The 507-nt window shown below is 40.6% G+C and carries 1 protein-coding gene; it reads left to right on the top strand.

What is annotated here, in order from left to right; all coding sequences use genetic code 11:
• Nucleotides 1-110: 110 nt before the first annotated feature.
• On the top strand, nt 111-507 hold a 397-nt coding region (locus tag ROSEINA2194_RS14000), incomplete at its 3' end, for a two-component regulator propeller domain-containing protein (protein WP_044928240.1).

The raw sequence follows: 507 nt of genomic DNA, 5'->3' as shown, positions 1-507 counted from the left end.
GTTTGCTTATGATTTGGCAACTGATGAATTGCAGCATTTCGAATCCAATATTAATGGATTCAGTCATATCACTTCAAATTTCTTGCAATATATTATGGAGGATCGAGCCGGTGGTATTTGGGTCAGTTCGGAATATACGGGTATTTCTCGTCTTTTCGGTCTTGAATGAAGGAGCTGAGCGTGTTTTTCCTGAAGATGAAACTTTATCAGACCGTTCAAATACCGTGCGTATGATCAACCGTATGCCTGATGATAAGATTTGGCTGGGGACCCGTCGTGGAGGATTGTATATTTATGACCCTCATTTGAAAACGATAGAGAGCAGTCGTTATTTTGATTCTAACATTTATGCTGTTGAGGAAGGGGCTGATGGTAGTATTTGGTTGGGTAGCCGTGGAAACGGATTGAGTATTGACGGGAAATGGTACACTTATCACTCGGATGATCCTCTGTCTATTGGGAATAATAATATTTTTACTCTTTACCGGGACCGGAAGAATAGAATGT

It is taken from the genome of Roseburia inulinivorans DSM 16841, assembly GCF_000174195.1.
Lineage (GTDB): Bacteria > Bacillota > Clostridia > Lachnospirales > Lachnospiraceae > Roseburia > Roseburia inulinivorans.
The sequence above is the reverse complement of the archived record's forward strand: the minus strand, read 5'-3'. Positions and strand labels throughout refer to the sequence as shown.